At 69.8% G+C, this 26,039-nt stretch carries 24 protein-coding genes and 1 riboswitch; of the genes, 18 read left to right on the forward strand and 6 right to left on the reverse strand.

The window, feature by feature from the left end; translation table 11 throughout:
• The first annotated feature begins 52 nt into the window (after nucleotides 1-52).
• Together FH608_RS07765 and FH608_RS07770 are read left to right on the forward strand one after the other, a co-directional pair.
• Entirely contained in the window at nucleotides 53-778 is a 726-nt protein-coding gene (locus FH608_RS07765; protein WP_139629664.1) for a TerC family protein, read from the forward strand.
• Nucleotides 778-1,971: a cytochrome P450 gene (locus FH608_RS07770; protein ID WP_139629665.1), complete on the forward strand. Its 1,194-nt coding sequence runs from the start codon at nucleotides 778-780 to the stop codon at nucleotides 1,969-1,971. Before FH608_RS07765 ends, FH608_RS07770 begins: the two co-directional genes overlap by 1 nt.
• 30 nt (nucleotides 1,972-2,001) lie before the next feature.
• Here FH608_RS07770 and FH608_RS07775 read toward each other — a convergent pair whose 3' ends face one another.
• Nucleotides 2,002-2,964: an SAM-dependent methyltransferase gene (locus FH608_RS07775; protein ID WP_139629666.1), complete on the reverse strand. Its 963-nt coding sequence runs from the start codon at nucleotides 2,962-2,964 to the stop codon at nucleotides 2,002-2,004.
• Between the two features lie 166 nt (nucleotides 2,965-3,130).
• On the opposite strand from FH608_RS07775, the gene FH608_RS07780 reads away from it, so the two are divergent.
• From FH608_RS07780 to FH608_RS07800, 5 genes are all read left to right on the forward strand, one after another.
• Entirely contained in the window at nucleotides 3,131-3,361 is a 231-nt protein-coding gene (locus FH608_RS07780) for a chaplin family protein (protein ID WP_226899127.1), read from the forward strand.
• A gap of 312 nt (nucleotides 3,362-3,673) precedes the next feature.
• On the forward strand, nucleotides 3,674-4,564 hold the full coding sequence (locus tag FH608_RS07785) for a Rossmann-like and DUF2520 domain-containing protein (RefSeq protein ID WP_139629667.1): 891 nt from the start codon (nucleotides 3,674-3,676) through the stop codon (nucleotides 4,562-4,564).
• A gap of 60 nt (nucleotides 4,565-4,624) precedes the next feature.
• The gene (gene panC / locus FH608_RS07790; RefSeq protein ID WP_139629668.1) at nucleotides 4,625-5,464 is read left to right on the forward strand and encodes a pantoate--beta-alanine ligase; all 840 of its coding nucleotides are present in this window, start codon (nucleotides 4,625-4,627) and stop codon (nucleotides 5,462-5,464) included.
• Nucleotides 5,465-5,528: 64 nt separating this feature from the next.
• Nucleotides 5,529-8,057 (forward strand): L-aspartate oxidase, encoded by a 2,529-nt coding sequence (locus tag FH608_RS07795; RefSeq protein ID WP_193318287.1) that lies wholly within the window; start codon nucleotides 5,529-5,531, stop codon nucleotides 8,055-8,057.
• Nucleotides 8,058-8,060: 3 nt separating this feature from the next.
• Nucleotides 8,061-8,843, forward strand: coding sequence for a type III pantothenate kinase (locus tag FH608_RS07800; RefSeq protein ID WP_139629669.1), 783 nt, complete (start codon nucleotides 8,061-8,063; stop codon nucleotides 8,841-8,843).
• Nucleotides 8,844-8,930: 87 nt separating this feature from the next.
• Here the strand turns inward: FH608_RS07800 and FH608_RS07805 are convergent, their stop codons facing one another.
• The gene (locus FH608_RS07805; protein ID WP_139629670.1) at nucleotides 8,931-9,410 is read right to left on the reverse strand and encodes a hypothetical protein; all 480 of its coding nucleotides are present in this window, start codon (nucleotides 9,408-9,410) and stop codon (nucleotides 8,931-8,933) included.
• A gap of 117 nt (nucleotides 9,411-9,527) precedes the next feature.
• On the opposite strand from FH608_RS07805, the gene lysX reads away from it, so the two are divergent.
• Nucleotides 9,528-11,060: a bifunctional lysylphosphatidylglycerol synthetase/lysine--tRNA ligase LysX gene (lysX, locus tag FH608_RS07810; protein WP_139629671.1), complete on the forward strand. Its 1,533-nt coding sequence runs from the start codon at nucleotides 9,528-9,530 to the stop codon at nucleotides 11,058-11,060.
• 1 nt (nucleotide 11,061) lies between these two features.
• Here the strand turns inward: lysX and FH608_RS07815 are convergent, their stop codons facing one another.
• A complete protein-coding gene (locus tag FH608_RS07815) occupies nucleotides 11,062-11,991 on the reverse strand; it encodes an NADP-dependent oxidoreductase (protein ID WP_226899128.1) in 930 nt (309 codons plus the stop codon).
• 606 nt (nucleotides 11,992-12,597) lie between these two features.
• Here FH608_RS07815 and FH608_RS07820 point away from each other — a divergent pair.
• Nucleotides 12,598-12,810 carry a helix-turn-helix domain-containing protein gene (locus FH608_RS07820; protein ID WP_139629672.1) on the forward strand — a complete coding sequence of 71 codons (213 nt, stop codon included), beginning with the start codon at nucleotides 12,598-12,600 and terminating at the stop codon, nucleotides 12,808-12,810.
• 14 nt (nucleotides 12,811-12,824) lie between these two features.
• Here the strand turns inward: FH608_RS07820 and FH608_RS54130 are convergent, their stop codons facing one another.
• Nucleotides 12,825-13,778 (reverse strand): C40 family peptidase, encoded by a 954-nt coding sequence (locus FH608_RS54130; RefSeq protein ID WP_317135551.1) that lies wholly within the window; start codon nucleotides 13,776-13,778, stop codon nucleotides 12,825-12,827.
• Between the two features lie 95 nt (nucleotides 13,779-13,873).
• A riboswitch (cyclic di-AMP (ydaO/yuaA leader) is annotated at nucleotides 13,874-14,023 on the reverse strand.
• A gap of 274 nt (nucleotides 14,024-14,297) precedes the next feature.
• Here FH608_RS54130 and FH608_RS07830 point away from each other — a divergent pair.
• From FH608_RS07830 to FH608_RS07855, 6 genes are all read left to right on the forward strand, one after another.
• Complete coding sequence (locus FH608_RS07830; RefSeq protein WP_139629674.1) at nucleotides 14,298-14,855, forward strand: amino-acid N-acetyltransferase; 558 nt, start codon at nucleotides 14,298-14,300, stop codon at nucleotides 14,853-14,855.
• Between the two features lie 97 nt (nucleotides 14,856-14,952).
• Nucleotides 14,953-16,377, forward strand: a complete 1,425-nt coding sequence (locus FH608_RS07835; RefSeq protein WP_139629675.1) for an RDD family protein — start codon at nucleotides 14,953-14,955, stop codon at nucleotides 16,375-16,377.
• Between the two features lie 109 nt (nucleotides 16,378-16,486).
• Nucleotides 16,487-16,975: an RDD family protein gene (locus tag FH608_RS07840; RefSeq protein WP_193318288.1), complete on the forward strand. Its 489-nt coding sequence runs from the start codon at nucleotides 16,487-16,489 to the stop codon at nucleotides 16,973-16,975.
• Nucleotides 16,976-17,505: 530 nt separating this feature from the next.
• Nucleotides 17,506-17,838 (forward strand): histone-like nucleoid-structuring protein Lsr2, encoded by a 333-nt coding sequence (locus tag FH608_RS07845; protein WP_139629677.1) that lies wholly within the window; start codon nucleotides 17,506-17,508, stop codon nucleotides 17,836-17,838.
• A gap of 1,069 nt (nucleotides 17,839-18,907) precedes the next feature.
• Complete coding sequence (locus FH608_RS07850; RefSeq protein WP_139629678.1) at nucleotides 18,908-21,409, forward strand: ATP-dependent Clp protease ATP-binding subunit; 2,502 nt, start codon at nucleotides 18,908-18,910, stop codon at nucleotides 21,407-21,409.
• A 394-nt stretch (nucleotides 21,410-21,803) separates the two neighbouring features.
• The gene (locus FH608_RS07855) at nucleotides 21,804-22,742 is read left to right on the forward strand and encodes a sugar phosphate isomerase/epimerase family protein (RefSeq protein ID WP_139629679.1); all 939 of its coding nucleotides are present in this window, start codon (nucleotides 21,804-21,806) and stop codon (nucleotides 22,740-22,742) included.
• A gap of 168 nt (nucleotides 22,743-22,910) precedes the next feature.
• Here FH608_RS07855 and FH608_RS07860 read toward each other — a convergent pair whose 3' ends face one another.
• A complete protein-coding gene (locus FH608_RS07860) occupies nucleotides 22,911-23,375 on the reverse strand; it encodes a MarR family winged helix-turn-helix transcriptional regulator (protein ID WP_139629680.1) in 465 nt (154 codons plus the stop codon).
• Between the two features lie 61 nt (nucleotides 23,376-23,436).
• Between FH608_RS07860 and FH608_RS07865 the strand changes: the two genes are divergently transcribed.
• Complete coding sequence (locus FH608_RS07865; protein ID WP_139629681.1) at nucleotides 23,437-23,814, forward strand: cupin domain-containing protein; 378 nt, start codon at nucleotides 23,437-23,439, stop codon at nucleotides 23,812-23,814.
• A gap of 11 nt (nucleotides 23,815-23,825) precedes the next feature.
• On the forward strand, nucleotides 23,826-24,242 hold the full coding sequence (locus FH608_RS07870; protein ID WP_193318289.1) for a cupin domain-containing protein: 417 nt from the start codon (nucleotides 23,826-23,828) through the stop codon (nucleotides 24,240-24,242).
• 161 nt (nucleotides 24,243-24,403) lie between these two features.
• Here the strand turns inward: FH608_RS07870 and FH608_RS07875 are convergent, their stop codons facing one another.
• Nucleotides 24,404-25,279, reverse strand: coding sequence for an HhH-GPD family protein (locus FH608_RS07875; RefSeq protein ID WP_139629682.1), 876 nt, complete (start codon nucleotides 25,277-25,279; stop codon nucleotides 24,404-24,406).
• An 80-nt stretch (nucleotides 25,280-25,359) separates the two neighbouring features.
• Here FH608_RS07875 and FH608_RS07880 point away from each other — a divergent pair, with 80 nt between their 5' ends.
• A complete protein-coding gene (locus FH608_RS07880) occupies nucleotides 25,360-26,037 on the forward strand; it encodes a hypothetical protein (protein WP_226899129.1) in 678 nt (225 codons plus the stop codon).
• The last annotated feature ends 2 nt before the right edge of the window (nucleotides 26,038-26,039 follow it).

The following is a 26,039-nucleotide window of genomic DNA, read 5'->3' on the forward strand; positions in this document are numbered from 1 at the left end:
GCACCTCACGCGTTGCTCCCGGAAACCCCCGCTACGTCATGGAGGTACGCAGATGCTCGACTGGGTGAGCGACCCACAGATCTGGATCGGCTTCTTCACCCTCGTCGCCCTGGAGATCGTGCTCGGGATCGACAACATCATCTTCATCTCCATCCTGGCCGGGAAACTTCCCCCCGAACAGCGCGACCGGGCCCGCGTGCTGGGCCTGGGCGCGGCTCTGATCACCCGCCTGCTCCTGCTGCTCGCGCTGTCCTGGGTGGTACGGCTGACCGAGCCGCTGTTCACGGTGTTCAGTCACGAAATATCGGGACGCGACCTGATCCTGCTGCTCGGCGGCCTGTTCCTGCTGGGCAAGAGCGTCACCGAGATCGGCCACACCATGGACGCCCCGCACGGCAAGGACGGCAAGAAGGCGGCGGCCACCTCCTTCGCCTCGGTGATCCTGCAGATCATGGTGCTGGACATCGTGTTCTCGCTCGACTCGGTCATCACCGCCGTCGGCATGGTCGACCAGCTCGGCGTGATGATCGCGGCGGTCGTGGTGGCGGTGCTGGTGATGCTGTTCGCGTCGGGCCCGATCAGCAGGTTCGTGGACCGGCACCCCAGCATCAAGATGCTGGCGCTGGCGTTCCTGGTGCTGATCGGCGTGGTGCTCATCGCGGAGGGCCTCGGCCAGCACATCTCCAAGGGCTACATCTACTTCGCGATGGCGTTCTCGCTCGCCGTCGAGCTGCTGAACATTCGGGTGCGCAGTAAGCGAGCTTCTACTATGCAATAGTGCGCTTCGACCCTTGGAATCCGAATTTCGTGGCTCACCCGTACGACGTGTACGACGAGCTGCGGCGCGAGTCGCCCGTCAGCTACTTCGAGCCGACGAACCAGTGGCTGATCTCGCGCCACGCCGACGTGAACGCCCTGCTCAGGGACCGCCGCCTGGGCAGGTCGTACCTCCACGTGGCCACCCACGAGGAGTTCGGCAGGCCGCCGGAGCCGGAGTTCCACGAGCCGTTCTGGCGGGTGATCAGGGCGGGCATGCTGGACGTGGAGCCGCCGGTGCACACCAGGCTGCGCCGGCTGGTCTCCAAGGCGTTCACGCCGCGCATGGTCGAGTCCCTGCGCCCTAGGGTGCGCGCCATCGCCGGAGGCCTGGTGGACGCTTTCGTGGAGAAGGGCGGCGGCGACCTCGTCGCCGAGGTGGCCGAGCCGCTGCCGGTGACGGTGATCGCGGAGATGCTGGGCATCCCCGACCAGGACCGCCACCTGCTGCGGCCCTGGTCGGCGCAGATCTGCGGCATGTACGAGCTCAACCCCACGCTGGGCGCCCAGCACGCCGCGGTGCGCGCGGCGTCGGACTTCGCCGCCTACCTCAAGGACCTGGCCGCGGTGCGGCGCCGGGCGCCGGGCGACGACCTGGTCAGCGCCCTGACCGGGATCCCCGAGCTGACCGAGGACGAGCTGGTCGGCACGTGCGTGCTGCTGCTCAACGCCGGCCACGAGGCCACCGTGAACGTGACGGGCAACGGCTGGTGGGCCCTGTTCAGGAACCCCGGCGAGCTGGCCCGCCTGCGCGGCGACCGCTCGCTGCTGCCCACGGCCGTCGAGGAGCTGATGCGCTGGGACACGCCGCTGCAGATGTTCGAGCGGTGGGTGCTGGAGGACATCGAGGTGCACGGCGTCGAGATCCCGCGCGGGTCGGAGGTGGCGCTGCTGTTCGGGTCGGCCAACCGCGACCCGGCGGTGTTCGAGGAGCCGGACCGGCTCGACCTGGGCCGGGTGGACAACCCGCACATCACCTTCGGGGCCGGCATCCACTTCTGCCTGGGGGCGCCGCTGGCGCGCATCGAGCTCATGGAGTCGTTCGGCGCGCTCCTGGACCGGGCGGGCACGCTGGATCTCCGGCGGGAGCCGGAGTGGAAGCCCGGCTACATCATCAGGGGCCTGCGCGCGCTGGAGGTCAGCGCCGCCGCCTGAGCCCCTGAGGTCTGGCCGAGCTCGGGGGTGTCAGCGGCGCTGGATGAGCCAGCCGAAGCCGCCCAGCCCGGACGGGTCGATCAGCTCGCCCTCCTCCGAGGCCCTCGCCAGCGCCCGGACGTAACCCCGTGGATCGGCGCGGGCCAGGTCGATGGGCGGCCGGGCGCCGTTGATCCCCAAGGCCTTGAGCGCGTCACGCTGTGTGGACAAGGTTGTGGATATCGCCCCGGCCCTGCGCCCGGCGTCCGCGCACGCGTCGAGCGCCACGTGAGCCGTGATGTCGCAGGTCCCGTCGGGGATCGGGGTCACGACGGCGCCGTCGCGGTAACCGGTCAACGTGCCACAGAGCGGCCGGTTATCCACAGGGTGTGCATAATCAATGGCAATCGCCCGGCCGCGCTTCAGGCGTACCAGAACGGAGGCCCACGCCTCGCAGCGGGGGCGGCCGATCTCCGCGCGCGAGCCCACGCGGGACAGCGGCCACCACCGGTCGAGCCAGGCCCGGTCGGCGGGCCTCAGCGGGCCGCCGAGGCGCTCCTCGCCCGTGCGGATGTCGACCATGATGAGGCGCGGGCCGTCGGCCGTCTGCTCCGCCACGTCGAGCGGCACGTTGTCGAGCCACTCGTTGGCGATCACCAGGCCGGTGATGCCGACGGGCACGGAGCGCCGCCAGGCGACGCGCGCGGGCAGGCCCTCGGGCCTGGGAGACAGGTCGACGGCCGTCACGCGGAGCCGGTCGCGCAGCGCGGGCTTGGCCGCGGCCAGCACCCGGGTGACCAGCATGCCCTCGCCCGCGCCGACGTCGACCAGGTCGAGCACGTCGGGGCCGCCGAGCTCGGCGTCCACCTCCTCCAGCAACGCCACGACCGCGTCGGCGAACGCCGCCGAGGCGCTGACCGAGGTGCGGAAGTGGCCGGAAGGGCGCTCGCGGAGGTAGAAGCCGTCCTCGCCGTACAGCGCGCGCTCCGTCGCCGCGCGCCAGGTGAGCCACATGCCTGGACTATCTCATGACTTCCGGCTGACACGCACCGTTATCGAATGACTACCCTTTGTCATCGACTTGCGATAGCGTTTACCCATTGTCATCGGGTGGTCGCGTTGCGCCGACCCCCATCGGCGCATCCTCCCGAGCACGCACTCAACCTCAGAAGGAGCCCTCGTGCTGAAGAAGCTCGTGGTCGTCACCGGAGCCGTCGCCATGCTGTCGCTAGCGGCGCCGGCCCACGCCGACGTCACCCACGGCAACGGCGGTGTGCTTTCCGGCAACCAGCTGCATCTGCCCATCGCCGTCCCGATCAACGTCTGTGGCAACGCCGTCGCGGTCATCGGGGTCGCCGTCGCCGGGTGCGAGGGCGGCGCCAACGCCTACGTGCCGAGCCACCACTGGTAAAGGCAGACGAACCCGGGCCGGCGCTCGTCCGGCCCGGGCTCTGACCCCGGCTGGCCGGTCGGCGAACGACCAGCCGGTGCACCTCCAAGAGGTCTGATCGGCGGGCGTCCAGTCCTGGATGAGGGACTCGGCGCCCGCTGCCATGTGATGAGACCCCTCTCCTCATCTCTTCCGACAGGGGGTGCACCTTTTGTATGCCCTTGTCGCTTTTGTCGTTAACTCAACATGCGGCAAAGCAGCGGTCACATCTGCCGCTCCCAAAGGCCGTTACGCTGGTCGGCAGTGCCATCAGGTCGACAGAGGTGTGACGTCATGGACGCAGGGGATCGCCCGGCACGGCTGACTGTCGGCGTGGTCGGGGCGGGCAAGGTCGGCTCCGCACTCGGCGCCGCGCTGGCGCAGGCCGGGCACCGGATCGTGGCCGCGAGCGGCGTGTCAGACAATTCACAGCGGTGGGCGGCCGACCGGCTCGGCGTCAAGCCGTCCAGGCCCGACGAGGTGGTGGCGGCGGCCCAGCTCATCCTGCTCACCGTGCCCGACGACGCGCTGCCCGACCTCGTCACCGGGCTCGCCACCACGGGCGCCGACCTGCAGGGCAAGCTGCTGGCGCACACCAGCGGGGCCTACGGGCTGTCCGTGCTCGACCCCGCGGCCGGGGTGGGCGCGCTGCCGCTGGCGCTGCATCCGGTGATGACGTTCACCGGCAGGGACGACGACCTCAACAAGCTCACCGGCATCTCCTACGGCGTGACCGCCCCCGACCTGCTGCGGCCGATCGCGGAGGCCCTGGTGATCGAGATGGGCGGCGAGCCGGTCTGGATCGCCGAGACCGACCGCGCGCTCTACCACGCCGCGCTGGCCGGGGCCGCCAACCACATGGTGACGCTCATCGCCGAGTCGCAGCAGCTGCTGGAGCGCATCGGCGTCGAGCACCCGGGCCGGATGCTGGGCCCGCTGCTCGGGGCCGCGCTCGACAACGTGCTGCGGCTGGGCATCACCGGGCTGACCGGCCCGGTCGTGCGGGGCGACGCCGGCACGGTGCGCAAGCACGTCGACGCGCTCATCCTGGCGGCGCCCGAGGCGGCCGACGCCTACATCGCGCTGGCCAGGCTCACGGCCGACCGGGCACTGGCCGCCGGGCTGCTCAAACCGGAGGAGGCCGAGCGGCTGCTGGACGCGCTGGGAGGCAATATATGGACCTGACGAAGCGAGGGGTGACCGAGTGTCTCTGCGGGGTGGAGGCAATGAGCAGGGAGGTCTTAGATGGAGCTGATCGTCGCCAGGGATCGTGAGGACCTGGTCAAGGCGCGCCGGGGCGGCGAGGTGGCCCTGGTGCCGACCATGGGGGCGCTGCACGAGGGCCACCGGTCGCTGATCAGGCAGGCCCGGGTCCGCGCCGATCAGGTCGTGGTTAGTATTTTCGTCAATCCTCTGCAATTCGGGCCTAATGAGGATTTTTCGCGATATCCCCGTACATTTGAGGCCGATCTGGACGTGTGCCGGGCCGAGGGTGTGGACGTGGTGTTCCACCCGGACGTCGAGGAGATGTACGCGCCCGACCGCCAGGTGAGCGTCTCCGCCGGTCCCATGGGGGAGGTCGTCGAGGGGGCGCACCGCCCCGGCCACTTCGACGGCGTGCTGACGGTCGTGCTCAAGCTGTTCAACCTCGTCCGCCCCGACCTCGCCGTCTTCGGCCAGAAGGACGCCCAGCAACTCGCCCTCATCCGCCGCATGGTCGCCGACCTCGACCTGCCCATCGAGATCCTGGGCGCGCCCACCGTACGCGAGCCCGACGGCCTGGCCCTGTCGAGCCGCAACCGCTACCTGTCCGACGACGACCGGCGGGTGGCGCTGGCGCTCTCCCGCGCGCTGCGCGCGGGCGCCGCGGAGCTGGCCCCGGCCGCGATCCGCGCGACGGCGCGCGAGGTGCTCGCCGCGGCAGGGCCGCGGCTGGAGGTCGACTACCTGGCGCTGGTCGACCCCGAGACGTTCGCCGACGTGGACGAGTCATACGAGGGCATGGCCGTGCTGGCGGTGGCCGCCCGCGTGGGCGCGACGAGGCTGATCGACAACGTCACCCTCACGTTGACCCGGGGGCGCTGAACGTCCACTTGTCGCCAGGGGTTATCGTCATATTGACGAAATAGCCTCAGTGAGGAGACCCCTGATGAGTGCACCGGCGATTCCCCTGCGGCTGACCGCGCCCGCGGCCGGCTGGACCGTCGAGGCGGACGTGGTCGTGATCGGCTCCGGCGTCGCGGGCCTGACCGTGGCCCTGCGCCACGCCGAGCTCCAGCCGTCCGCGAAGGTGCTGGTCGTCACCAAGGACGTGCTGTCGGCGGGCTCCACCCGCTGGGCCCAGGGCGGCATCGCGGCCGTGCTCGACCCCCGGGACACCCCCGAGGAGCACCTGAACGACACGCTGGTGGCCGGCGTGGGGCTGTGCGACACGCGGGCCGTGCGCGCGCTGGTCACGGACGGCCCCGGCGCGCTGCGGCGGCTCATGGAGCGCGGCGCTCGCTTCGACCGCACCCCCGAGGGGGAGCTCCAGCTCACCCGGGAGGGCGGGCACCGGCGGCGCCGCATCGTGCACGCGGGCGGCGACGCCACGGGCGCGGAGGTGCAGCGCGCACTGGTCGAGGCGGTCCGCGCCGAGCCCCGCATCGAGATCATCGAGCACGCTCTGGTGCTCGATCTGCTCAAGGACGCCAAAGGCCGGGCCGCGGGCGTGACGCTGCACGTCATGGGCGAGGGGGCGCGTGACGGCGTGGGGGCCGTACGGGCGAAGGCGGTGGTCCTGGCCACCGGCGGCATGGGCCAGGTCTACGCCGCCACCACGAACCCTCCCGTCTCCACTGGCGACGGGGTCGCGCTCGCCCTGCGCGCCGGGGCGGTGGTGCGCGACATCGAGTTCGTCCAGTTCCACCCGACCGTGCTCTGGCTCGGCGAGGGATCGACCGGCCAGCAGCCGCTGATCTCCGAGGCGGTCAGGGGCGAGGGCGCGTACCTGGTGGACCACGCGGGCGAGCGGTTCATGCAGGGCGTGCACGAGCTGGCCGACCTCGCGCCGCGCGACGTCGTGGCCAAGGCGATCCTGCGCAGGATGCGCGAGACGGGCCGCGACCACCTGTACCTCGACGGCCGCGCCTTCGGCAGGGAGAAGTGGGAGACCCGCTTCCCCACGATCTACGCCGTCTGCCGCGAGCACGGCATCGACCCGGCGACCGAGCCGATCCCCGTGGCCCCCGCCGCCCACTACGCGAGCGGCGGCGTCCGCGCGGACCTGCGCGGCCGTACCTCGATCGACGGCCTGTACGCGTGCGGCGAGGTGGCCTGCACCGGCGTGCACGGCGCGAACCGGCTGGCCTCCAACTCCCTGCTCGAAGGGCTCGTCTTCGCCGAGCGCATCGCCGAGGACATCCACGCGACGCGCCCCGCGCCGGGCGAGCCGGTCGCCGGGGACGCGGCGACCGGGCTGGTGGACCCGAGGGCCAGGCCCAGGATCCAGGGCCACATGAGCAGGGGGGCGAGCGTGCTGCGCAGCCGCGAGTCGCTGCTGGCCACGGCCGGGGCGCTGCGCGACGCCCGCTGGACGCCGGTCGAGGTGCCCGCCTGCACCGAGTCGTGGGAGACCACCAACCTGCTCACCGTCGCGACCGTGCTGACCGGCGCGGCGGCGGCCAGGCTGGAGACCCGCGGCTCACACTGGCGCGAGGACCACGACATCCGCGACGACAACGACTGGCTGGGACACCTGGACGTGACCCTGACCGAGGAGGGGCTGCGCATGACGTACACACCGCATGGGGAGGCGATGCCGCCGCGCCTGGCGCAGGAGCTCGGGGCCGCCGGGCTGGACCCGGCCGAGGTGGACGCGCTGATCGACCGGGCGCTGGCCGAGGACCTGGGGGAGGCGGGCGACGTGACGAGCCTGGCCACGATCCCGGCGGAGCAGACCTGCGTGGCCGACGTGGTGGCCCGCAAGGACGGCGTCGTGGCGGGGCTGGCCGTGGCGGAGGCGGTGTTCGTACGGCTGGGCGCCGCCCGTACCGAGAGAAGGGCCAAGGACGGCGAGCGGGTGCGGGCCGGAGACGTGCTGATGACGGTCGAGGGGCCGGTCCGGGCCGTGCTGACGGCCGAGCGCAACGCGCTCAACCTGCTCACCCACCTGTCCGGCATCGCGACCCTGACAGCCAGGTGGGTGGAGGCGGTCAGCGGGACGGCGGCGCGCGTGCGTGACAGCCGCAAGACGCTGCCCGGGCTGCGGGCGCTGGAGAAGTACGCCGTGCGCTGCGGCGGCGGCGTGAACCACCGGATGTCGCTGTCGGACGCCGCGTTGATCAAGGACAACCACGTGGTGGCGGCCGGCGGGGTGGCCGAGGCGTTCCGGGCGGTCAGGGAGCGCTACCCCGATCTGCCGATCGAGGTGGAGATCGACCGGCTCGACCAGCTGGAGGCCGTGCTGGAGGAGGGGGCCGAGGAGATCTTGCTGGACAACTTCTCGATCGAGGACACGTCACGTGCCGTACAAGTCGTGAAAATTCGAGCGAAAAACAGGGTTGCTCTTGAGGCGAGCGGGGGATTGACCTTGGAATCGGCTCGTGATGTGGCCGAAACTGGCGTTGACTACCTGGCGGTGGGAGCCTTGACGCACTCCGCGCCGGCCCTGGACATCGCACTGGATCTGCGGGGGTAATTGATGCTGCTCACGATCGACGTCGGCAACACGCACACGGTGCTGGGGCTGTTCGAGGGCGAGGACGTCATCGAGCACTGGCGGCTCGCCACCGACGCCCGCCGCACCGCCGACGAGATCGCGGTCATCCTCCAGGGCCTGCTGACGCAGTCGCCGCTGCTGAAGGGGGCCGACATCGACGGCATCGCCATCTGCTCCACGGTCCCGAGCGTGCTGAACGAGATGCGCGAGATGTGCCGTCGCTACTACGGCGACGTCACCGCGGTGATCGTGGAGCCGGGCATCCGCACCGGGGTGCCCGTACGCATGGACAACCCCAAGGAGGTCGGCAGCGACCGCATCGTCAACGCGCTGGCGGCCATCGACCAGTACGGCGGCCCCTGCGTCATCGTCGACTTCGGCACCGCCACCTCGTTCGACGCCGTGTCGGCCAAGGGCGAGTACGTCGGGGCGGTCACCGCGCCCGGCATCGAGATCTCGGTCGACGCGCTGGCCGCCGCCGGAGCGCAGCTGCACAAGGTGGAGCTGGTCAGGCCGCGCTCGGTGATCGCCAAGAACACCGTGGAGGCGCTGCAGGCGGGCATCATCTACGGGTTCGCCGGCCAGGTGGACGGGATCGTCGAACGCATGACGGCCGAGCTGGCCGACGACCCCGACGAGGTGACGGTGGTCGCGACGGGCGGGCACGCGGCGCTGGTGGCGGGGGAGTCGCGCTCGATCGACGTGCACGAGCCGTGGCTGACGCTCATCGGGCTGCGCCTCATCTACCACCGGAACACGGCCTGACCTCCACGGCCGCCGCGTCGCCGGCACGGAAGAGCGGCCCCCCGCTCGGGTAAGGGGGCCGCTCTGTGTGCGGTGCGGAGATGGTCCTCACTCGCTCTCGGACGAGTAGATGGACTGCCAGCGCCCGCACCGCGTCGGGAAGTTGCTGTGCTGGCCGATCTGGCAGACCTTCACCCGCACGCTCTCGACGTCGTCGCTCTGCGAGAAGAACGTGGTGGAGCCGGGGTAGCCGCAGTACTTCTTGGAGTAGACGCGGGACGAGCCGTGGTCCAGGTCGCGGAAGGCGACCATCACGTACGCGCACTTGCCGCCCTGGCGGGCGCTGCGGCTGTCGAGGTCGTAGAGCCGGCCGCGGACGGTGACCTCGTTGGACTCGTGGTGCCGGTCCCAGTCGACGTCGACCCGGCCGAACGCCTTGGCCTGGTGGTTCCTGGAGTAGACCGAGCCCCAGGAGTAGGAGTCGTCGTCGTGGTGGGCCGTGCTCGCGCTGGCGGCCGACGGGAGCGACAGGGCCAGGGCGCTCGTTGCGGCGACGGCGAGGACGCCGGTCGCGATCTTCTTGAACATCTTCTCTCCTTGAGCTCCCCTCGGGCCGGCTCCCTGCCGGCTCCCCCCTGAGCTCGTGAGACATTGATAGAAGAGGTCTCTTGCAGCGGTCCTGCAGCGTTCCTTCATGGCTCCTTCATGGCACCGTCGAGCCCTTGCAGTTCGCCGTATCCCCTACTCTTTGATGGTGTGAGCGACGAACTTCCCGAGCAGATGCGCATCCGGAGGGAGAAGCTCGACCGCCTTCGCAGCGAGGGCGTCGACCCTTACCCGGTGAATTTCCCTCGTACGGCGACCAACGCCGAGGTCAGGGAGAAATACCAGGGGCTGGAGCCCGACACCGCCACCGGTGACACGGTCGCGGTCACGGGGCGCGTCATGCTCAACCGCGTGGGCGGCAAGCTCTGCTTCGCCACGCTCCGCGACGGCGGCGCCGACCTGCAGGTCATGATCTCGCTCGACAAGGTGGGCGAGGAGTCCCTGGCCTCGTGGAAGCGCGACGTCGACCTGGGCGATCACGTGGGCGTCAGCGGCGAGGTCATCACCTCGCGGCGCGGCGAGCTGTCGATTCTGGCCGACAGCTGGCAGATCACCAGCAAGTGCCTGCGCCCGCTGCCGGAGAAGCACGTCGGACTCACCGACCCCGAGGCCCGCGTCCGCCAGCGCTACGTCGACCTCATCGTCAACGACGAGTCGAGGAAGATGGCGCGCGTCCGCAGCGCCACGGTGCGCGCGGTGCGCGACTTCTGGCACGAGGAGGGCTACCTCGAGGTCGAGACCCCGATGCTGCAGCCCATCCACGGCGGCGCGACGGCCCGGCCCTTCAAGACCCACATCAACGCCTACGACATGGAGCTCTACCTTCGCATCGCGATCGAGCTCTACCTCAAGCGGCTCGTGGTCGGCGGCATCGAGAAGGTCTTCGAGATCAACCGCAACTTCCGCAACGAAGGCGCCGACTCGACCCACAACCCCGAGTTCACGATGGTCGAGGCGTACGGCACCTACCTCGACTACAACGACATCGCCGACCTGACGCAGCGCATGTACCAGAAGGCCGTCCAGGCCGCGCTGGGCACCTCGGTGATCGTGCACGACGGCGTGGAGGTCGACCTCGGCCTCGCGTCCTGGCCGCGCATCCCGCTCTACACGCTGGTGTCGGAGGCGGTGGGCGAGGAGATCACCACCGCCACCGGCCTTGAGGAGCTGCGCAAGATCGCCGACCGGCGCGAGATCCACTGGGACCCGAAGTGGGGCGCGGGCAAGCTGGTCCAGGAGCTCTTCGAGGCCCTGGTCGAGCACACGCTGATCCAGCCCACGTTCGTCATGGACTATCCGCTGGAGACCTCGCCGCTGGCCCGCCTGCACCGCGACAACCCGCTGCTGACGGAGAAGTGGGACCTGATCGGGTTCGGCACCGAGCTCGGCACTGGCTACTCCGAGCTCAACGACCCGATCGACCAGCGGCAGCGCCTGGTGGAGCAGTCGCTGCTGGCCGCCGGGGGCGACCCGGAGGCCATGCAGCTCGACGAGGACTTCCTGCAGGCCCTCGAATACGCCATGCCGCCCACCGGGGGCATGGGTGCGGGGATCGACCGCATGATCATGGCCTTCACCGGCAGGAACATCCGGGAGACCATCCTGTTCCCGCTGGTCAAGCCCACCCAGTAAGTCAGGGCACGAGCACGAGACGGCCGCGCACCCCGCCCGCTGCCAGGCGGGCGTGCGCCTCGGCCGCTCGCTCCAGCGGATACGTGTCCGCCACCCGCAGCGTGAGCCGCCCGTCCTCCACCAGCCGCACCACCTCCGCGAGCTGGTGGGCGTCGGCGCGGAAGAGCACCGTGGCGACGTCCGTCCCGCGCAGGGCCACGGGTGCGACCCCCGACGAGAGGGCGACGAACGCCCCGCCGTCCCGCACGGCGTCCAGGGCGGCCAGGCCGAGCACCGCCGCGTCCACGACGGCGTCCACGCCGCCGGGGACGAGAGCGCGTACGGCGGAGGCCACGTCCTCGCCGCGCGGCACGAACCACTCGGCCCCCAGCTCACGCGCCTCCTTCTCGTCCGCGGCCCCGGCGACCGCCGCCACCCGGGCCCCGCGCAGGGCGGCCAGCTCGACCAGGTAGCCGCCGACGGCGCCGGCCGCTCCGGTGACCAGCAGCGTACGGCCGGGCCCCACGCCCGCGCGGTCGAGCGCCTGCCAGGCCGTCAGCGCGTTGAGCGGGATGGTGGCCGCCTCCACGGCCGTGCGGCCGCGGGGCGCCCGCGCCACCGCCGTGGCGTCGACCACCACGTACTCGGCCTGCGCCTTCGTCGGCAGCTCCAGCCGCGCCACGAGGCCGATCACCTCCTCGCCCGCCTGGAAGGCGACGCCGTCGCCGATCTGGTCCACGGTGCCCGCGACGTCGAAGCCCAGCCCGTACGAGTCGAGCCTTCTGGCCACGCCGTAGTCGGCGAGCTTTCCCGACGCCACGGCGAGGTCGAACGGGTTCACCGTGGCCGCCGCCGTCCTGATCCGTACCTGCCCGGGTCCCGCCGTGGGCACCGGCACCTCCACCAGCCGGGGAGCTCCTGAACCACCGATGAGTGCACGCATGTTCGTCATGCCGACGAGCGTAGGAAGAGTTACTCTCTTTTGGTAAGTAGGCACCTGAAAGTGTGTAACTCACTCAGGGGAACGGGGGGAGGGGCGCCACGACGCCGCGTTGTAAGCATCGGGTCAAGGCGGCGCGGGGGGCGTACCGCTCCTGCCACGCGCGCATCCCGAGCCCCTCCGGGGCCGTCCGGCCGCTCGCCACGGAGCGGGGTCGCGAGGGCGGCGGGAAACCGGGTGCGACCGGCCCGCGCACCGGCGCAGTGGACCGTTCCCATGGTCTGACCTGCGATCTCCCCGCGCGCCGCGCGAGGGGCCGCGGGCGTGCGGGGACGGTGACCGCCGGTGTTCGGATCATGCCGAAAACCGGCATCCGGCAGAGCACAATCGGGCAGGTCCAGGGAGTCGCGTCCCGGCTCGCGGATGGCCCCGGTGAGCGCGCTCTCCTTCTGATGCGTCGGGAGTGCGCCATATATGGCGGAGCATGTCAACAGCACTGGTCAAGTGCTGCTTTCATGGCGCCTTGACGACCTTTCCAGGATGCGTTTAACGTCTCCGGGGAGCGGCTGCGGCCCGTCTGTGAGGTCCGAGTTCTGCTGTTGCGGGGGAGGGCTCCCGATGGATGTGCTCACTGAAGGCGTTGAGCTGAGCCATGCGGATCTGGCGCTGCTGGCGGAGCTGGCCAAGGGGGTCACGGTCGATCGGGTGGGGCGCCGGCTGGACGTCAGCGGGCGCACGGTGCGGCGGAGGCTGCGCGGCATCTGCGACCGCATCGGCGTGGCCACCGCGATCGAGGCCGTGGCCTGGGCCGCCCGCCGCCAGCTGATCTAGGGCCGCCGCGGCGCTCAGTCGGCGATGCGCACCGCCCCGGCGAAGGGCCGCCTGGCGATCGACGCGATCCGCACGACGTCGCCCGTTTGCGGGGCGTGGACCATCATGCCGCCGCCGATGTAGATGCCCACGTGGTGCAGGTCGCTGTAGAAGAACACCAGGTCGCCCGGCCGCAACTGCTCGCGCGTGATGTGCGTGCCCGCGGTCCACTGGTCGCCGGTGTAGTGCGGCAGCGAGATGCCCACCCGCTGGTAGGCCGCCATGACCAGCCCGGAGCAGTCGTAGGAGCTGGGCCCCTCCGCGCCCCACACGTACGGCTTGAGCTGCTGCGTGAGCGCCCACCGCGCGGCCTGCGCCGCCTTGCCGTCGCCCGCGATCGGCAGGTTGACGCGGACGGCGCGGGTGCCGGGCTGCCCGGCCTCGCCGAGCGCCCTCGTGAACAGGCTGCTCTCGACCTTGCCGACCAGCTTGGTGATCTTGGTGCGCTTCGACTCGAGGTCGCCGACGATCTTCTCGACCTCGTCGATGCGGGCCTTGGCGGCGGCCCTGGCGCGGGTGGCGGCGTCCATGGCCCTGGTGAGCTGGCTGATCTCCTCGCCCTGCTCCTGCTCCAGCGCGTACGAGGTGGCGGCGCGGTCGAGGAACGACTCGGGGTCGTCGGAGGTGACGAAGGCCAGCGACTTGCCCAGTCCGCCCGACATGTAGGCGTTCTGGGCGAGCAGGGCGGCCTTGGTGCGCTTGGCGGCCAGATCGGCCTCGTTGGCGGACAGCGTCTTCTGCGCGGCCTCGGAGGCCTTCTTGGCGGTCTTGAGCTTCTCGCGCTGGCCGTTGTACTGCTCGGTCAGCGTCTCGATCTGGGTGTGGAGCTTCTGCGCCTGGTCGGCGAGCTGCTTCAGCGAGGGCTTGGGGTCGGCGGACGCCGAACCGACGGGGATGGCGAACAGCAACGCGGCGACTGTGAGACTCACCACACCTGCGCGGCGGCGCCTCGGGCCCTGTTCCGGAGGGCGGGCGTGCTTGCCCGCCGGCTTCCCCCCGCGGTTGCGCGTGCGCTTCACCAACCAGCTCCTCTCGTTGACGCCTACCGGGTTAGCTGACGGGTTCGGGCCGGAGCAGCCCTACCGAGAGACTCGGACTCACCCCGGTGGTGGCGCTGGAGGTCGCCACCGGTGGATCCCCGGTTCCCCTTGCGGGAATTGAGCGTGTCCGCCCGCACGACATGCGGGGAACATTGTCGCTGGACACTAATGCACTCCGGGTTCGTGCTCAACCAGAACTGCCAAGTCTGTAGAGGTTTCACAACCGAAGGGTCACAAGGTGATCTCGTGGTCACCCGTACAGAAGAGACCTTATGCCCTTTTTGCCCTCGCATCTGCCGAACGGAGGCGGCTCCTGTTGCGTGCTCGTCCGGCCACGAGATGTAACAGGATGGGCCAGGACATGGGAGTTAGGGCCGAGCCGTAATGAGATCTGTACCCTGGAGAGCCATGGAGCAGGTGGCCGAGCTGACGACGACCGAGACCGCCGTGGTGGTCCGGCGAGCCCGCACGCCCGATGTGCGTGCGGTCAGACGCCTGGTCGACACCTACGCGGGCGCGGGTCCCCGGCTCCTGGAGAAGGCCACGGTGACGCTGTACGAGGACGTACAGGAGTTCTGGGTGGCCGAGCGAGGCGGGCAGGTCGTCGGCTGCGGCGCGCTCCACGTGCTCTGGGAGGACCTCGCGGAGGTCCGTACGGTCGCCGTGGATCCCGAGTGCCGGGGGATGGGCGTCGGCCACCGGATCGTCTCCGCACTTATCCAGCAGGCCAAGGATCTGGGTCTGCGGCGTGTATTCTGTCTTACTTTTGAGGTCGACTTCTTCGCGAGGCTCGGATTTCGCAAGATCCAGGGCACACCGGTCTCACCCGAGGTGTACGCCGAGCTCCTGGCCTCGTACGACGAGGGTGTGGCGGAGTTCCTCGACCTGGAACACGTCAAGCCGAACACGCTGGGCAACACCCGCATGCTGCTGCATCTGACATCAGGTGACGCAGACCTTGACTAGCTGGAAAGGTGATTGTTGATACCTATGTCGATACGTTGGGCAGCACAGGCATGTGTCCTGACACGTGCCACATGCGCACTCGAAGCGAGGTGACACGGTGAGCACCGGACAGCCGCCGTATCCACAGGACCAATCCGGCGAGAACTCTCCGCCTGGCAATCCGGAATACGGGCAGCAGAACGCGGGCCGCCACCCTGGCGAGCCCGACCCCGACGTGACTGTGGTGGGCTACCGGGCGGACGATGCCTACGGGCAGCAGCAGCCCCCATACGGCCAGCAGCCCCAGTACGGGCAGCAGCCGCAGTACGGCCAGCAGCAGGGCTACGGCCAGCAGCCGCAGTACGGGCAGCAGGGCCAGCAGGGTTACGGCCAGCAGCAGCCTTCGGGCCAGCAGTACGGCCAGCAGCCCCAGTCGCAGCCCGACTACGGCCAGCAGCAGGGTTACGGCCAGCAGGGCTACGGCCAGCAGCCCCAGTACGGGCAGCAGGGCCAGCAGGGTTACGGCCAGCAGCCGCAGTACGGCCAGCAGCCGCAGTCGCAGCCCGACTACGGCCAGCAGCAGGGCTATGGCCAGCAGGGCTACGGCCAGCAGCCGCAGTACGGGCAGCAGGGCCAGCAGGGTTACGGCCAGCAGCAGCCTTCGGGCCAGCAGTACGGCCAGCAGCCCCAGTCGCAGCCGGGCTACGGCCAGCAGCCGCAGTCCCAGCCTGACTACGGCCAGCAGCAGCAGGGCTATGGCCAGCCTGACTACGGTCAGCAGCAACAGGGCTACGGCCAGCCCGACTACGGCCAGCAGCAGCAGTACGGGCAGCAGCAGGGCTACGGCCAGCAGCCGCAGTACGGCCAGCAGGGGCAGTCCCAGCCCGGCTACGCGCAGCCCGGCTACGGCCAGCAGTACGGCGACCAGCAGTACGGCCAGCAGGGCTACGGGCAGCCGCAGCAGTACGGGCAGCCCGGCTACGGGCAGGCCTACGGACAGCCGGGCCCGGTGGGCATGCAGCCGCCCGGCGCGCCGGCTCCGCTGGCGGAGTGGTGGCAGCGCCTGGTGGCCAGGCTCATCGACGGCGTCATCCTCTTCATCGTCAACCTCGTCGTCGGGTTCATCATGGCGGCGCTGTTCGTGGCGAGCTACGTCACGCTCGACGGCAGCAGCAGCGGGATGTTCTCGACGGTGGTCGTGGGCATCCTGTCGTCGGTCATCGTGACCATATTGTGGGTCGCCTACGACTTCTTCCTGCTGAAGGCGAACGGCCAGACCGTCGGCAAGATGATCATGGGCATCAAGGTCGTCCCGGTGGGGCAGGGCATGCCGCCGAAGGGCCTGCCGACCGACGCGGCGCTCAAGCGCGCGGGCATCACGTGGGGCGGCTGGATCCTGACGGCCATCCCGATCGGCTTCATCGGCTCGCTGCTCGGCTACGTGGCCGTGGGCCTCAACGGCGCCTCGCAGCTCTGGGACAAGCCGCTGCAGCAGACGTTCGCGGACAAGCTCTCGGGCACCGTGGTCGTGAAGATCAAGTAGTTCAGCACGTCGAGTAAAAGCAGGGGCCGGCTTCGCGCCGGCCTCTGTTTTGTGTACGGGGGGCGTACCAAAATGGGGTCCTGAGCCGCCGATGAGGCGAGGTGGGGTTATGGCCGGGTCGCCGTCGTTGGCGGACGCGCCGCCCGCGGAATGGTGGGAACGGCTCGCCGCCCGGCTGATTGAAGCGCTTGTCTTCGGGGTGTTCTATTACATTCTGTTCATCGCGCTGTGGACGATCTTCCGAACTGTCGGGATGTTGGAGGTGTTCGACGGCCGGCTGCCGGGTGTGTTGGCATGGCTGGCCGCCGGACTGGCTTATACGCTCTACGACTGGCGCGCCCATTACCGTCGCGGCAGGACGTTCGGGAAGGCGATCATGGGGATTCGCCTGGCGCCGGGCGGTTCCGGCTCGGTAGCGCTGCTCAAACGCTCGCTGGTCTATCCGGGGCCGCTCATGCTGATGGGCATTCCCGTCGTCAATCTGCTCGCCGGAATGCTCCTCTTCTGCGTGGGCTTGCTCATCCTGATGGACAAGCCCCTGGAGCGCGGGCCGCACGACAGGCTGGCGGGAACGCGTGTCGTAAAAGATCTTCGCTGACCTGTCCGCACAGGCAGCGTGCCAATTTCAAAAATTTCTCATGATCCGGTAAGGACTCTGGAGAGACTGGCATTAGGCTATGGGGCGTCCAGGTCGCCGGACGTCGGCGCCCCCCGCGACGCGAAGGGCAACTGCGCGCCGCTATGGTCTGAGGGTGACATGGTCGAGCGGATGACAGGTCACCTTGCGTGTCACGAGGGCTTGGCGCTCCTCCTGGACGCGCTCCCATCCGCATAATGCGCCCCCCAAACCCCGCTAGCCGTGGAGGCGAGGACGAATGGAAGCCCTAACAGACGTATTGTCAGCGCTCATCCCCCCGGTGGTGGTGGGCGGCGCCTTCATCTATGGCGCAGTGAAGTTGGTCCGGTCGGAGGCCCTTGGCGGCCGGCGAAACCGTGAGGATCAGGCCGGGGGGCCAGAACTGATCGACCAGTCAGCCGAATCCCCGCAGCGCTGAATTGTCTCCGCGCCTTTCCGGGTATATGTTTGGGCAGGCGAATGAAACAATGCTCCGCGAAAGGATTGCGTACATGGCCAAGCAGATCCAGGAGATTCTCATCGATGACCTCGATGGGGGCGAGGCCAATGAGACGGTCAGCTTCGCTATTGACGGCTCGTCCTATGAGATTGACCTCAGCGACCTTAACGCGAAGAAGCTGAGGGACGCTCTCACGCCTTTCGTGCAGCACGCGCGCAGGGCGGGTGCGGTCTCCACGCGCCGCCGTGGTCGCGGTGGCACCAGGGCAATGAGCCGCGAGAAGAGCTCGGAGATCCGGCAGTGGGCCAAGGCCCATGGCCTGCCGGTCAGCGAGCGCGGGCGGATCGCCTCCACGGTCGTCGAGCAGTACGAGCGGGCTCACTGAGCGAGCCGGTCATCGACCATGCGCTTATGCCGTTCGCCTAGGACCCCGGCGACCGCCATAAGCGCATGATCGTATCTGGGCACCGTTCTCGAATGCCGGGTGCCCGGATACCGATCTTCGTTGCGTACATATGCGGGCGTTTTGCTCGTGCGAACCGTCCGATGCCGGTACGGTTTCGCCGGGCGGGCGCCCGCATATGTGGTTACGCCCCGTGCTGCGCGCCGAAAGGCGGGCGGCGGTCATAGCCCATTCAACGCGGGCTCCCGGCGGCGGGCGGCACGCGCTCATGGAACGCGCCAGCCCCGTAAATCCCGGCGCTGTATAGCCGGAAGGCGATCTCCAGGCCTCGCCTCGCTATACCGGGTGATCTTCCCGGACGTAAACCAGGGCGGCTACGGTAAGTAAACCGGGGGCGGTGGGGGCCCGCAATACCGGCGCCGAGGCGCCGTCCCGGGAGCCGGGTAAAACCTCTCGACCCGCGCCCCCTCGCACAAACCCTTGTTCGCCCGGCATGTACGCACAATGACGCCCCATCTGGAGTGCGGAGAAGTGTCGCGAATGCGGCGCGTAGGGCCGGTGTGGTCTCATGATGCGAGATGAAGTCGGTAACCAGCCTGACCAGATGCCGGGATTCCCGTGCCGTACGGGGGCGCGTCTCGTTGTGCTCACGGCGTAGCGCGACCGTTTGGAGGCAGGGCCGCCCGTACATAGGATGATTAGGTACCGATACGGACGCGGCATCTGAGATGTGCGGGCGAAGGGGCGGTCCCCAACGCCGACTCAAGCCCCGGCGCGTCCGGTGGCCGATCCGCGTGGATCCGCATGCGTCGCGAGGGGCTTTTCCGGTGCTTCCGTGAAGCGCCTTAAACATCGTTCGCTTGCGGCGTATCGGGAACACGTCACCCCCGATCAGTAGTTGGATGGAGGGTGAACGCCCTGCTCTTGGGGAACGTCTCTTGGTATAGAGCGTGTCAGCGGCAGAGGGCGCGGTTCGCCGAGCCAGGGCTAGCATGCGGGATGACGGGACGGATTTACCGGCCTGACTGACCGCTCTGTGAGGAGCGACGAGATGTTCGAGAGGTTCACCGACCGAGCGAGGCGGGTTGTCGTCTTGGCCCAAGAAGAGGCCAGGATGCTCAACCACAACTACATCGGCACTGAGCACATTCTTCTTGGCTTGATCCATGAAGGTGAGGGCGTGGCCGCCAAGGCTCTGGAGAGCCTCGGCATCAGCCTTGAGGGTGTGCGCCAGCAGGTCGAGGAGATCATCGGCCAGGGCCAGTCGGCTCCGTCGGGGCACATTCCGTTCACCCCGCGGGCCAAGAAGGTCCTCGAGCTGTCGCTCCGTGAGGCCTTGCAGCTGGGCCACAACTACATCGGCACCGAGCACATCCTGCTCGGGCTCATCCGTGAGGGTGAGGGTGTGGCCGCCCAGGTGCTGGTCAAGCTTGGAGCAGATCTCAACCGTGTCAGGCAGCAGGTCATCCAGTTGCTCCACGGCTACCAGGGCAAGGAGCCGGCCGCCGCGGGCGGCCCGCAGGAGTCGGCCCCGTCGACCTCCCTGGTGCTCGACCAGTTCGGCCGCAACCTGACCCAGGCGGCCCGCGAGGGCAAGCTTGACCCGGTCATCGGCCGCGAGAAGGAGATCGAGCGGGTCATGCAGGTCCTCTCCAGGAGGACCAAGAACAACCCCGTTCTCATCGGCGAGCCCGGCGTCGGCAAGACCGCCGTCGTCGAGGGCCTGTCCCAGAAGATCGTCAGGGGCGAGGTGCCCGAGACGCTGAAGGACAAGCAGCTCTACACGCTTGACCTCGGCGCCCTGGTCGCCGGCTCCCGCTACCGCGGCGACTTCGAAGAGCGCCTGAAGAAGGTGCTCAAGGAGATCCGCACGCGCGGCGACATCATCCTGTTCATCGACGAGCTGCACACGCTCGTGGGCGCGGGCGCCGCCGAGGGCGCGATCGACGCGGCCAGCATTCTCAAGCCCATGCTGGCGCGCGGCGAGCTGCAGACCATCGGTGCCACCACGCTCGACGAATACCGCAAATACCTCGAGAAGGACGCCGCGCTGGAGCGCCGCTTCCAGCCGATCCAGGTGGCCGAGCCGTCCCTCAGCCACACGATCGAGATCCTCAAGGGTCTGCGCGACCGCTACGAGGCGCACCACCGCGTGTCCATCACCGACGACGCGCTGGTGGCCGCCGCGCAGCTGGCCGACCGCTACATCAGCGACCGCTACCTTCCCGACAAGGCGATCGACCTCATCGACGAGGCCGGCTCCCGGATGCGCATCCGCAGGATGACCGCTCCGCCGGACCTGCGCGAATACGACGAGAAGATCGCCAACGTCCGCCGCGACAAGGAGTCCGCGATCGACGCGCAGGACTTCGAGAAGGCGGCAGCCCTCCGCGACCAGGAGAAGCAGCTGCAGCTCAAGCGCGAGCGGCGGGAGAAGGAGTGGAAGGCCGGCGACATGGACGTCGTGGCCGAGGTCACCCAGGAGCTCATCGCCGAGGTCCTGGCCACCGCCACCGGCATCCCGGTCTTCAAGCTGACCGAGGAGGAGTCGCAGCGCCTGCTCCGCATGGAGGACGAGCTCCACAAGCGGATCATCGGCCAGGACGACGCCATCAAGGGCCTGTCGCGGTCCATCCGGCGCACCCGCGCCGGTCTGAAGGACCCGCGCCGTCCCGGTGGCTCGTTCATCTTCGCCGGTCCCTCCGGTGTCGGTAAGACCGAGCTGTCCAAGGCTCTGGCGGAGTTCCTCTTCGGCGACGAAGACGCTCTGATCAGCCTCGACATGTCCGAGTTCATGGAGAAGCACACCGTCTCCAGGCTGTTCGGCTCGCCTCCCGGCTACGTCGGCTACGAGGAGGGCGGCCAGCTCACCGAGAAGGTGCGGCGCAAGCCGTTCTCCGTGGTCCTGTTCGACGAGATCGAGAAGGCCCACCCCGACATCTTCAACTCGCTGCTGCAGATCCTGGAGGACGGTCGCCTGACCGACGCCCAGGGCCGCGTGGTCGACTTCAAGAACACGGTCATCATCATGACCACCAACCTCGGCACCCGTGACATCTCCAAGGGCATCGGGGTCGGGTTCGCGAAGTCCAACGACGCCGACTCCAACTACGACCGGATGAAGTCCAAGGTGCAGGAGGAGCTCAAGCAGCACTTCCGCCCCGAGTTCCTCAACCGCGTCGACGACATCGTGGTCTTCCACCAGCTCACGCCGGCCGAGATCATCAAGATCGTGGATCTGATGCTCGCCCAGGTGGACGCCAGGCTGAAGGACCGCGACATGGGGCTCGACGTCTCGCCGGAGGCCAAGCAGCTGCTCGCCGACCGGGGCTACGACCCGGTCATGGGCGCTCGGCCGCTGCGCCGGACGATCCAGCGCGAGCTCGAGGATTCGCTGTCGGAGAAGATCCTGTACGGCGAGCTCCGGCCGGGGCAGGTCGTCAAGGTGACCACCCAGGGCGAGGGCGACGACGCCACGTTCGTCTTCACGGGCGAGTCGGCCACCAAGGTCCCCGACTCGGCCGCCGCGATCGCCGCGCCGATCCAGCGCTGACGGATCACCGAAAGCCCCCGTGTGAGATCTCTCACACGGGGGCTTTCCGTATGGCCGGGACCTTCCGCGGCGGCCGATGCGGGGGCCTCGGGTTCCCGGTGGCCCGCGGGACCCCCGGGTCTCTCCCTGGTGCGCAAAGTGGTGCGGTCGTTGCGTAATTGTTGAGATACCAGGTGTGCCGCCACCACGAGTAGTACTACACTGTGTAGAGCTACGCCGAGTCCCATCCAAGCCAGTCACAAGCGCGTTCCCTCCGCTGAGGCTGCTCCCCGGGGAGTAGTGCGGAATCAACTCAGGGCGGACGCGCGACCCATGGCAGAGCAGGCATGCTCACCAGGCAGGGACGTCCGAGGGGCGGGCGACGGAACACGAGAGCAAGCCGTGGAGGAAACCGATGCGCATGCGTCACGACGACGGAACGCTCGTTCACCTCGCCTACAACGCGGGTGTCCATCCCGCCGAGGACCTGGAGAACCTGATCGCCCACCTGACCCGCTACGCGGTCCCGGTGCGCAAGCGGCTGGGCGTGGAGCGGATGGGCATCGGGCTGTGGCTCTCGCCGAGCGTCGCCGACCACCTCACGGCCGACCGCATCGAGCTCGTACGCCTGCGCCGCTCCCTGGAGGAGCGCGGCCTCGAGGTCGTGAGCCTCAACGGCACCGGCGGACGCAACAACGAGGTGCCCGGCCCCGACTGGGCCAAGCCCGAGCGCTACCGCTACACCATGGCGCTGGCCAAGATCCTCGCGTTCCTGCTGCCGGAGGACGTCCGGTTCGGGAGCATCTCGACGATCCCGATCGGGTGGCGCCGCGACTGGCCCGCCGACCTCCACTCGATCGCCACCCGCAGGCTGGAGCGCCTGGCGCGCGAGCTGCGCGGCATCTACAGCGTGACCGGCAAGACCATCCGGGTCGGGTTCGAGCCGTGGCCCGGGTGCGTGCTGGAGACGACGGAGCAGGCCCTTGAGCGGGTGTGCGGCATCGACTCCGAGCACCTGGGCGTGTGCCTGGACGCCTGCCACCTCGCCTGCGGGGCCGAGGAGCCCGGCGCCGCGCTGAAGGGGCTGGCCGAGGCCGGCGCGCCGGTGGTCAAACTGGGGCACGTGCACAGCCACACGGGGCAGACGCCGAGCACGGGGGCCGTGCTGCACGACACGCTCACGGCGATGCTGTCGGGGGCCGTGAGCGGCAGCGCGCACATCGAGGTGGAGACGCACAACCTGACCGTGCCGGGGCGGGCCAAGGGGCCTGGCGCGCTCGTGTCGCTGCTGGCGGATGAGCTGGCCTGGGCCCGTACGAACCTGACCAGCCTGGGTCTCCAGCTCGCCGCCTGAGCGCGCCTCCACCCGCCTGAAGCCCGCATGCCGTGTGGGCGGCCCTCATCTGCATGGACCGCCCACGGCTGCCTGGCTCGCCATGGTCACCCCGCTTGCGCGCCCACACAGCCGTAGCGGCGCGTCCGAGTCGAAGCGCCTGGGCCGGCGAGTCAGGGGCGGGGCGCTTCAGAGGGTGCCGAACCAGCCGGGGATGTCCAGGCGCCAGGGGCTCGCCGGTGTCATCTTGCGCAGGTCGGACTCCAGGGCCAGCAGGCGCTCCTCGCCGAGCTCGTCGGCCCAGCGGGCGCGCAGGGTGTCGAAGATGCGGGCCGAGCGGTTCAGGGCGTCGATCCCGTACGCGGTGAGCCGGACGATCTTGCGTCTCGTGTCGCGGGGATCGGCGGCCCGCTCGACGTAGCCCACCCGTTCCAGGGCCTCGACGGTCTTGCCCGCCGCCTGTTTGGAGACCCCGAGCGTACGGCCCAGCTCGACGGCCGTGGTGCCGTCCGGGCCGATCGCCTGCATGACGAACCCGTGCATGGGCCGCATGTGCGGATGGCCCTGCCGGGCGAGTTCGGCGTGGAGCTCGTCGATCAGCATCCTGAACGCGAGCAGCAGGCGTAGCGGCAGTTCAAAGCCTTGGCTTGACATGATGGACAATCTGGTTGACTATATCGGACAACGTCATTGTCTATCTTAGGAGGTTCAGGGCGTGACTGTCGTACGTTCGGCGGAGGCGCGCCGGTCGGAGACTCCAGGCGGGGTCATGACCACCTTCGCCTCGCCGACGCAGGGAGGGGCCGCGCGGGCGCTGTGGCGGGTGGACGCCCGGCCCGGCGCCGAAGGGCCGGTGCACGACTTCGACCGCGAGCAGGTGTGGTGCTGGGTGGCCGGGGCGGCGACCGTGGAGCTGGGCGGTGAGACGTACGGCGTGGCCGCGGGCGACACCGTCGTCATGCCCGCCCGTACGGTGCGGCGGGTCCTGGCCGACCCGGCCACCGGTTACACCGCCGTCGTCACGGCCCCGGCCGGGGCAAGGGCGATGTCCGCGGACGGTGCCGACTACGGCGTGCCGCCGTGGATCGCGTGAAAGGAGATCACATGTCTGTCATCCTGTCCGCAGACTCTCGCCGGACCGAGACGCCCAACGGCGTCATGACCACACTCGCCTCCCCGACCCAGGGTGAGGCGGGGCAGGCGGTGTGGCGGGTGGACGCCAGGCCGGGCATGGTCGGGCCGGTGCACGCGTTCGACGCCGAGCTCGTGTGGACCTGGCTCGACGGGGCCGCCGTCGTGGAGCTGGGCGGGGAACGGGTCGAGGTCGGTGCGGGGGACACCATGGTGCTGCCCGCGGACGTGAGCCGCCAGATGTTCGCCGATCCGGTACGCGGCTTCGTGTCGATCGTGGTCGCGGCCCCAGGGGCGACGGCCTACAACCCCGGCGGGGTGTCCGCGCCGGACGCCTGCGACCTGGCCCCCAAGGGCACGGAACGCACCGTGCCGCCGTGGGTCCGGTAGAGAGCCCCGTCGCGGGCGCCGGGTGGCCGGTCGGCCGTGGTCACAACGACCCGGTGGACAGGGCTTGGGGAGGTGTGCGCGGACCTGGGGCGTCAGGCGTGAGGGAGGTTTGCGCAGTCCTGGGGGTCAGGGCGTGAGGGGAGGCGTGCGCAGACCTGGGGTCAGGCGTGGGGGAGGCGGTAGGTGCCGTCGGCCAGGTGTTCGGCCAGGCCGTCGGCGATCAGGCCGTCCAGGGCGCGCTCGCGTTGCGGCGCGTCGTCCCACACCGCGTCCAGGGCCGCCTTGGGAACCGGCCCGTGCGCCGTCCGCAGCACCTCCAGCAGGCGACCGCGGCACTGGCGGTCGGTGCCGGCGTACGTCTGGCCCTTGCGCGCGGGCCCGGCGTGCGGCGGCTTGCCGGCCAGCCGCCACGCGCACAGGTGGCTGATCGGGCAGTCGGCGCAGCGCGGGGCGCGGGCGGTGCAGACGAGCGCCCCCAGCTCCATCACCGCAACGCCCCAGCGGGCGGCGCCCAGTTCGGGCAGGAGCGTCTCGGCGAGGCGGCGCTCGGCCACTGAGGTGGCCGTAGGAGGGTACTCCTCGGCGCGTACGGCCCTCGCGAAGACCCGCCGGACATTGGTGTCCAGGACGGCGTGCCGACCGCCGTACGCGAAGCTGGCGACCGCGGCGGCGGTGTACTCGCCGATGCCGGGCAGCCCCAGCAGCGTCGCGTGGTCGGCGGGCACCTCGCCGCCGTGCTCGTCGGTGATGGCCCGCGCGCAGGCGTGCAGCCGCAGCGCCCTGCGCGGGTAGCCGAGGCGCCCCCAGTGGCGTACGGCCTCGCCCGGCGGCTCGGCGGCCAGCGCCTTGGGGGTGGGCCAGCGGGCCATCCATTCGTGCCAGACGGGCAGGACACGGACGACCGGGGTCTGCTGGAGCATGATCTCGCTCACGAGCACGCCCCACGGGGTCGCGTCGTCGGCGCGCCACGGGAGGTCTCGGGCGTTGTCCTCGTACCAGTCCAGAACGGGGGCGTGCAGGAGGTTCGGCTCAACCACGCGGTCAAGCGTATTCGGAGAATGCGGCCTTCGGCGTGTCGTCACTCTTCGTAGCCGCGGCTGGAACCATCCTGTCACGTATGGATCCGGATACTGTGCGTGGCGACGGCGGGGACGTCTACTGGCGGCGCCGGATGAGCGTGCTGGTGGCGGTACTCGTCGTGGTGGCCGTCGTGGCGTGGGCGTGCTCCAGCGGGGGCAGCGGGCCGGAGCGCGCGTCCAGCGCGGAGACGTCACCGAGCGCCACCCCCACCGTCGATCCGCTGCTGGCAGGGCTCCGTACGCTCGCCATGGGCACGGCCAGCCCGTCTCCCACCCCGTCCGCCAGCCCCAAGGCCACTCCGGCGGCGCGCCCCAAGCGCCCCGGCGAGCCCTGCGCGCAGGGCGATCTGGTGCTCAGCCTCCAGGCCGGCAAGGAGCAGATCTACTCGGCGGGGGCCCGGCCCACGTTCATGGTGACGCTGGTGAACACCGGCTCCGTCATGTGCACGGCCGATGTCGGGCCGCGCGCCCTGGAGATCCGCATCACCTCGGGGGCCGATCGCATCTGGTCCACGGCCGACTGCGTCAGCGGCGAGGGCACGGACGTCAGGGAGTTGCAGCGGGGCGTCCCCTTCGTCAGGACCCTGGAATGGGACCGGCGCCGCTCCAGCACCGACTGCCGGTCCACGCCGGCCTCCGCGCTGCCGGGAACGTACGTGGTCACGGCCCGCATGGGCGACATGCGCACGCCCAAGGGCGTGTTCCACCTGCGCTGACC

This window comes from Nonomuraea phyllanthi (assembly GCF_006334985.2).
Classification (GTDB): domain Bacteria; phylum Actinomycetota; class Actinomycetes; order Streptosporangiales; family Streptosporangiaceae; genus Nonomuraea; species Nonomuraea phyllanthi.

Coding starts and splice junctions, on each gene's coding strand:
- FH608_RS07765 (WP_139629664.1), top strand. CDS start 53: ATGCTCGACTGGGTGAGCGACCCACAGATCTGGATCGGCTTCTTCACC.
- FH608_RS07775 (WP_139629666.1), bottom strand. CDS start 2,964: ATGTGGCTCACCTGGCGCGCGGCGACGGAGCGCGCGCTGTACGGCGAG.
- FH608_RS07785 (WP_139629667.1), top strand. CDS start 3,674: ATGGACGCAGGGGATCGCCCGGCACGGCTGACTGTCGGCGTGGTCGGG.
- panC (WP_139629668.1), top strand. CDS start 4,625: ATGGAGCTGATCGTCGCCAGGGATCGTGAGGACCTGGTCAAGGCGCGC.
- FH608_RS07795 (WP_193318287.1), top strand. CDS start 5,529: ATGAGTGCACCGGCGATTCCCCTGCGGCTGACCGCGCCCGCGGCCGGC.
- FH608_RS07800 (WP_139629669.1), top strand. CDS start 8,061: ATGCTGCTCACGATCGACGTCGGCAACACGCACACGGTGCTGGGGCTG.
- FH608_RS07805 (WP_139629670.1), bottom strand. CDS start 9,410: ATGTTCAAGAAGATCGCGACCGGCGTCCTCGCCGTCGCCGCAACGAGC.
- lysX (WP_139629671.1), top strand. CDS start 9,528: ATGGCACCGTCGAGCCCTTGCAGTTCGCCGTATCCCCTACTCTTTGAT.
- FH608_RS07815 (WP_226899128.1), bottom strand. CDS start 11,991: ATGACGAACATGCGTGCACTCATCGGTGGTTCAGGAGCTCCCCGGCTG.
- FH608_RS07820 (WP_139629672.1), top strand. CDS start 12,598: ATGGATGTGCTCACTGAAGGCGTTGAGCTGAGCCATGCGGATCTGGCG.
- FH608_RS07830 (WP_139629674.1), top strand. CDS start 14,298: ATGGAGCAGGTGGCCGAGCTGACGACGACCGAGACCGCCGTGGTGGTC.
- FH608_RS07840 (WP_193318288.1), top strand. CDS start 16,487: ATGGCCGGGTCGCCGTCGTTGGCGGACGCGCCGCCCGCGGAATGGTGG.
- FH608_RS07845 (WP_139629677.1), top strand. CDS start 17,506: ATGGCCAAGCAGATCCAGGAGATTCTCATCGATGACCTCGATGGGGGC.
- FH608_RS07850 (WP_139629678.1), top strand. CDS start 18,908: ATGTTCGAGAGGTTCACCGACCGAGCGAGGCGGGTTGTCGTCTTGGCC.
- FH608_RS07855 (WP_139629679.1), top strand. CDS start 21,804: ATGCGCATGCGTCACGACGACGGAACGCTCGTTCACCTCGCCTACAAC.
- FH608_RS07860 (WP_139629680.1), bottom strand. CDS start 23,375: ATGTCAAGCCAAGGCTTTGAACTGCCGCTACGCCTGCTGCTCGCGTTC.
- FH608_RS07870 (WP_193318289.1), top strand. CDS start 23,826: ATGTCTGTCATCCTGTCCGCAGACTCTCGCCGGACCGAGACGCCCAAC.
- FH608_RS07880 (WP_226899129.1), top strand. CDS start 25,360: ATGGATCCGGATACTGTGCGTGGCGACGGCGGGGACGTCTACTGGCGG.